Origin of the sequence: Empedobacter falsenii, from assembly GCF_019308355.1 — a bacterium.
In the GTDB taxonomy this organism is placed as follows: domain Bacteria; phylum Bacteroidota; class Bacteroidia; order Flavobacteriales; family Weeksellaceae; genus Empedobacter; species Empedobacter falsenii_B.
Genome location: NZ_JAAGKM010000074.1, coordinates 1 through 5,797 on the forward strand (window position 1 = coordinate 1; position 5,797 = coordinate 5,797).

Annotated in this window: 6 protein-coding genes, 1 rRNA gene and 1 riboswitch; all 7 genes read right to left on the reverse strand. The window is 32.8% G+C overall.

The annotated features are described in order from the left end of the window. Nucleotides 1-112: 112 nt before the first annotated feature. Complete coding sequence (locus G0Q09_RS14500; protein WP_219035417.1) at nucleotides 113-1,252, reverse strand: PKD-like domain-containing protein; 1,140 nt, start codon at nucleotides 1,250-1,252, stop codon at nucleotides 113-115. Between the two features lie 9 nt (nucleotides 1,253-1,261). Continuing rightward, the gene (locus G0Q09_RS14505; RefSeq protein WP_219035418.1) at nucleotides 1,262-2,398 is read right to left on the reverse strand and encodes a YncE family protein; all 1,137 of its coding nucleotides are present in this window, start codon (nucleotides 2,396-2,398) and stop codon (nucleotides 1,262-1,264) included. Next, the gene (locus tag G0Q09_RS15095) at nucleotides 2,395-3,345 is read right to left on the reverse strand and encodes a TonB-dependent receptor domain-containing protein (RefSeq protein WP_371875747.1); all 951 of its coding nucleotides are present in this window, start codon (nucleotides 3,343-3,345) and stop codon (nucleotides 2,395-2,397) included. The genes G0Q09_RS14505 and G0Q09_RS15095 overlap by 4 nt, the downstream gene beginning before the upstream one ends. A 33-nt stretch (nucleotides 3,346-3,378) precedes the next feature. Next, entirely contained in the window at nucleotides 3,379-3,798 is a 420-nt protein-coding gene (locus tag G0Q09_RS15100; protein ID WP_257468292.1) for a hypothetical protein, read from the reverse strand. Between the two features lie 171 nt (nucleotides 3,799-3,969). Further along, nucleotides 3,970-4,392 carry a TonB-dependent receptor gene (locus tag G0Q09_RS15105; RefSeq protein ID WP_257468295.1) on the reverse strand — a complete coding sequence of 141 codons (423 nt, stop codon included), beginning with the start codon at nucleotides 4,390-4,392 and terminating at the stop codon, nucleotides 3,970-3,972. 99 nt (nucleotides 4,393-4,491) lie between these two features. Further along, a riboswitch (cobalamin riboswitch) is annotated at nucleotides 4,492-4,675 on the reverse strand. Nucleotides 4,676-4,738: 63 nt separating this feature from the next. Beyond that, a complete protein-coding gene (locus tag G0Q09_RS14515) occupies nucleotides 4,739-5,194 on the reverse strand; it encodes a cytochrome c oxidase assembly factor Coa1 family protein (RefSeq protein WP_219035419.1) in 456 nt (151 codons plus the stop codon). Between the two features lie 520 nt (nucleotides 5,195-5,714). After that, nucleotides 5,715-5,797, reverse strand: a 5S ribosomal RNA gene (gene rrf, locus G0Q09_RS14520); the annotation flags it as partial.

The window sequence follows — 5,797 nt, forward strand, 5'->3', positions numbered from 1 at the left end:
GTCGTCATCATTATTACAAGAAGTCAATAAAAAGATTGATGATGTAGCAAATAAGAAATTAAAGAATAATTTCTTTGTAAAATTAAAATTCATTTTATTTAGTTTTGTTATATTATAAATGCAAATCATAAGCACCTGCAACTTCTGTTGAGATTTCGCCTAACCAACCCGCTTCTTGATTTGTTGCTGTGTAAACTTTGATAAAATCGATTCCTAATAATTTAACAGGATTTCCATTTTTATCAACAGCCCAATCAATATCAATATTTGAATCTTCGCTGTTATTTGGTGCATTGTCTACATAACCATAAGCCAATTGTTTACCAGTCCAAATACCATTTTTCTCTGTATAATTGCTTGCCAAAAGTGTACCTGAGAATTTTAACTGATCCGAACCAAACCACAATGGATAATATGATTGTTTATGATAAGAATTTTTAGTTTTATAACCTGAATTTCCTTGATTATCTGTCCATTTTACATATTCAGGATTAGGTATTTTATCTTCTTCGGTTGGTTTTTGATAAGAAATACTATAATTTTTTATTGTATTTGGATTCGTGTACTCACTTCCTGCAATTTCGTACCATTCGTCGTCATCTGGTTTTCCGTTTTTATTTTTATCATATGCAACCATCACAATTCCAGGTTCAGAAGATCCAGCAAAACCATTTCCTAAAACTTTAAAATCGCGTTTGTTTGGTTGGTTCATAATCGTATGGTCAAAACCAAATACCACATATCCTCCGTAACCTCCAAGTGTAATCATTGTAGATTTTTCTCCTACTAAAGCCTTAGCAGCTTTGGCTGTCATATCAGCTTGAGTTTCTCCTGTTACATAAGATGGTAAAGCATTTGTGAATTGTCCAACTGCTGGCAAATAATCAAAGACTTGAGAAATATATTTACTGTAAGTAGATAATTCTTGTGTAACATTAACCTTTGTTTTTATCGTTTTAGAAGTTACTCCTGAAGTAATTTCTAATGTTAAATCGTAAGCACCAACTTTATCAGAAACAAAACCTAAGGTTTTCTCATTACCAATAATTTCATTGCCAAGTTTCCATGTATATGTTGCATTTTCGAAACCAGAAACAGTTGGTTCAATTGAAACAATTTTTAAACGTGCTGCATCATAAGATACTTGTAAAGTAGCATTATCAGGATTAGTCTCGATAATGTTTTCATCATCACTACAGCTTTGTATTAAAGCAAAACTTAGTGCGGTTAGTAAGATTTTAGAATATTTCATATGTAAATTTTATTTATAGACAAAAGCAAAGTGAGCAGGAATATTTCCAGCAGCAGTTTTCCATTTAAAAGCACCATTTTTATCAAAACAATAGATGTAACCCATCGAAACATAATTTCCGACATCGGTTAGAAAAAGATCTTTGGTTTGAGGATTTACAGCAATTCCGTAAGGCGTTTCGATTTCATTAATAACAGGATCATTGACCAATGTTTTGTTGATAACTTGTTCTGTTTTGGTATCAATTACACCATAAGTTTTTGTGTATTCGAAAGTTGTGTAACTAAATTCGTTTGAATAATAATAGAGTTTGTTATCAACAATTGTAAAGTTAGAAACAGGAATATCAAATTTCTTTTTGATTTGATGCGTTTTACTATCCAACACATATAAATTTGATGGAACGTTGTAATAATCACCACGAGAAGTCACATATAAATCGTCATCTGCATCTTTTTTTAAACGATGAAGGTTTACTTCAACATCAATTTTTTTAGTTTCTTTAAACGTTGATAAATCAATCACAGAAATCGTTTTATCATATTCAGGAACTCGATATCCTCCTGAGTTTGCTACATACAAATTATTCCCAACAACTTCTAATTCTTCTGGCTGATAACCTACGGTCACTTGTCGCGTAACCGATAAATTAATCGTATCTATTTCGACCACTTTTCCCAAAGGCGCTTTCGGATCGATTGTAACAGGACCAGCATACGAAGATGCATACGCTTTCCCATTTGCAAACGTGATGTAACGACCATTTTCTAAAGGAATTGTTCCCAGATGTTTGGCTGTTCTTACATCCATTACTTCGATAAAATTTGATACGTTGATAACCGCATATAACTTATTTCCATAAATTTTGATATCATTCCCAACATCTCCCAATTCCTTTACCATAGTAGGATTTACGGTTGCATATATATTTCTATTATAGGTTCCTGTTGTAAAATCCATATAATCTACCGAAGCCATATTACTTCCCATTTTTCCTTCGTTTAGTAAATAAAAACCAACAACATCTGTTTTTTCGGGATCGGTTACACCTTCTTCCTCTTTCTCGATCAAATAAGTATCTTGCTGACAAGCATAAAAAGTAATTGCTGTTAAAAAACAGACGAATAATTGTTTGAAATTTCTCATAAGTTTGCGCTTAATATTAGCTTGAATTGTCTTCCTGGCATTGGATAATTTAAAACCACATCATATTGTTGATTCAAAATATTATTTAATTCAAAAGAAACTTTGAATAGACTTTGATTCAACCTAAACTCTTTATGTATCCCTAAATCATTTGTAAACCAAGGATTAAGACGATTTGTTTTGATGTTATCTTGATGAACATTGTAACGTTCTCCCACATAAATAAAACTGTAATTAAAATTCCATGTTTTATAAGAAGCCGCTAAAACAAAAGAACCACTATGTTTTGGTGTATATGGAATTTGATTTTTGTAGTAACTTTTTTTAGGATTCGAATAATCTAACGCTTGCAAAAAACCATAGTTAAGCATTGGCGAAACCTCTATTTCTCCTAATTGAAATGTTGATCGAATTTTAACATCCAACCCTTTTATTCTGACTTCATCCAAATTGAGCATCGTGAAACGAAACAAACTTCCAGAAGGCGCAGCCACAATTTTATCAGTTACTTCATTGTAAAAAGCATCGGCTTGAATCGTAATATTTTTGAAGAAATTTTGAGATGATTTAGAATAAGTAAAACCAACATTATATTGTGTAGAATATTCTGGTCGAAGATTCGCATAACCAATGTCTGTGTAGTACAAATCGTTGAACGTTGGCATTCTAAAAATACGTTTATAAAACGCTCTGATATTAAAATCGTGAGATTTGAATGGTTGATAATTGGCGATAATTGTTGGCGTCCATATATTTTTATCAGGCGCACTTGTGTTCATTTCTACTGATTCTTTTACAAAAGTTCCCAATAAACTTCCTTGTAAACTCAAACCTCCAAGACGATAAGTTGACGCGAACGCAACAAGATTTGTATGACGAGTAGGAAAAGAAAAATTCTTTAAATCTGCTCCCATATTATTAAACTGATAATCTGTTGCAACATTCACATCCCAATTATCTGTAATCGAATAAAGATTCGCTCAAGACACATAAAACTCGCGTTGTGTGTACTTATTTTCTATTTTTACTGTCGAAACTGTATCTGTATAATGGGTGAAATCGTAAGCAAACTTTGCGTTTATCTTCGATTGAAAATTTCTGAATCGTTTCTCATATTTACCTTGAACAAAATAATTTCTATCAACCAAAGTTTGTCCACGTCCATCAAATCGACCACGCACAATTGCAGCAGGAATTCCACGATCCGAATCATACAAATATCCTTTTACATTCCAATTCGATTGATTTCCTTTTCCGATCAATCCTAATTCCAAACGTTTTGCATCAACTTGTCCATCTCTACGTTTCAAAAGTGTATCGTATGCAGTAGTTCCATCCAAATTTTTGCGTTGATAACGGAATTTATATATACCATTCGTTTTAACATATTCTGCACTCAAAACAGCTGATAATCTATCCGTAATTTTCTGTTCAATACGAATAGAAGGATTGATTAATTGAATCGAGCCTAACTTATAACGAAGTGTAGCATTCGTTTTTTTATCACCAATAAAAACAGGTTTTTTGGTTTGAAGATAAATAGCAGAAGCAGAAGCATAATCTTTCGCTGATTAAAAAATATTACTTTTTTGACCATTATATAAAGAAATCATTTCCATATCGTCTAAAGAAAATTTTCCTAAATCGACAATTCCATTCTGCGCATTTCCAAGTTGAATTCCATCATAAAAAACTGCAACATGTTGAGATCCCATCCCACGAACATCAATAGTTTTTAAACCTCCAACTCCACCGTAATCTTTAATTTGCACTCCTGCAAAAAAAAGAACAGCATCTGCCACAGAATGGCTATTTAAAGCCTCTAGTTCCGCTCCTTTCAATTCCTGAACAGGAACAACGGCTTTTATATTATTTTTTAAAATATTAACTTGCTGAAGCTCTAAAATACTATCATGAATAATTTGCGCAGAGGCTATGCGACATGAAAGCAAAATCAAGCTGCAACAAATAATTATAGTTTTTAGATTTCTCATTTAGCAATAATCAATTGTTGCTAACGAGAGTATATGAAGAAGTATTGAAAGGACGAACCTATCCAAAATTTGAACTTCACGCTTTAGTCCCCGAAAGCATTCAACATTTATCATTTTGGTAGGTCTTCTGACTTACTCCTTTTTTAGAAATCCTTCCCATTAAAAACAGTGGATATAATGTATCTAAAAAATATGGAGCTTACAGCAGCGGGTCTGTTCAGGATTTTCACCTGATTCCCTGTTACCGAACGGTTAAGTTCGCACCAAATGTTAATCAAAAGTAAAATTATTATTTTGAATAAACAATTAAATCTTTATCAATAATAGCTAAATAAAAAAAGCTAACTCATTCGTTAGCTTCTTCTTTTACTTTATTTATTTCGATCACTTCTCCAGTTTCATCAACCTGAACCGCAATCTTTTCATAATTCCATTTATCAAATTCTTTTTCTCCAACAATAATTGCAGTCCCAGAGCCTTTTGTTCCTTTTATAGGTACAGAGATGTTAGCTTCACCAGTATCATTTGTAATAGAAATATTTCCAGTAAAAACTCCGTTCGTTTTAACATCCGCACCCAATTTCTGCTGAACTTCAGGATTTTGATTAATAATATTAATTGCATGTTTCGTTACATCGCTATCCGAAGTTATCTTACTAAAACCCCAAAAAGCACCACCAATTAACAATCCAAAAAATAAAATCACAAACGACAAACAGCCAACAGGCACAACCCATTTCCAATTACGTTTAAACCAACTTTCCTTTGGTAACAATTGATTATCATACTGATTTTCTTCCATAATATATAGGTTTTGAGTAAAGATAATAAATTTGGGCGTTCCCTCGCTCTTTGCCTTCCATTTATATTATTCATAGAATAACCAAAATAATACAAACACAGCTAATGCAAATCGCTCGGTCGGGCTATCCGTTGCAATCTTTTGTAGAAGAAGATTAGAAGTGATTATAGAAAATCCAATTTCTACAAAAGGATTTCCACTACTATCCCTAACGCGGGTTGTAAGTTGTAAGTTTTGAGTGATAAGTTATAATTTATAAGACATAAGATTTAAGACTTACAGGAATAGAAGTAGAAGTTAAAATATCCACTTGAGGGAAATAGGGGCTTTTCGATTTATGAGTTGTAAGTTATAAAGGAAGCTTCCTTTTTATTAAGAAGAAGCTTCTTGTTGGATGAAAGCAAGCTTCTTTTTTTATAAAACATAGTCTGGAGATGCGTAAAGCTTACAGCGTTCAGCTAAAGCGCGACGTATAACCACAAAAAAAGCCTCAAGTTGTTCACTTGAGGCTTTTGATAAAAACTGGCGACGACCTACTCTCCCGTAAGTAACAGTACCATCGGCGCAGGCAGGCTTAACTTCTCTGTTCGGAATGGGAAGAGG

Excerpts from the sequence above, each read along its gene's own strand:
- G0Q09_RS14500 (WP_219035417.1), bottom strand. The coding sequence starts at position 1,252 with ATGAAATATTCTAAAATCTTACTAACCGCACTAAGTTTTGCTTTAATA.
- G0Q09_RS15105 (WP_257468295.1), bottom strand. The coding sequence starts at position 4,392 with ATGAGAAATCTAAAAACTATAATTATTTGTTGCAGCTTGATTTTGCTT.
- G0Q09_RS14515 (WP_219035419.1), bottom strand. The coding sequence starts at position 5,194 with ATGGAAGAAAATCAGTATGATAATCAATTGTTACCAAAGGAAAGTTGG.
- G0Q09_RS14505 (WP_219035418.1), bottom strand. The coding sequence starts at position 2,398 with ATGAGAAATTTCAAACAATTATTCGTCTGTTTTTTAACAGCAATTACT.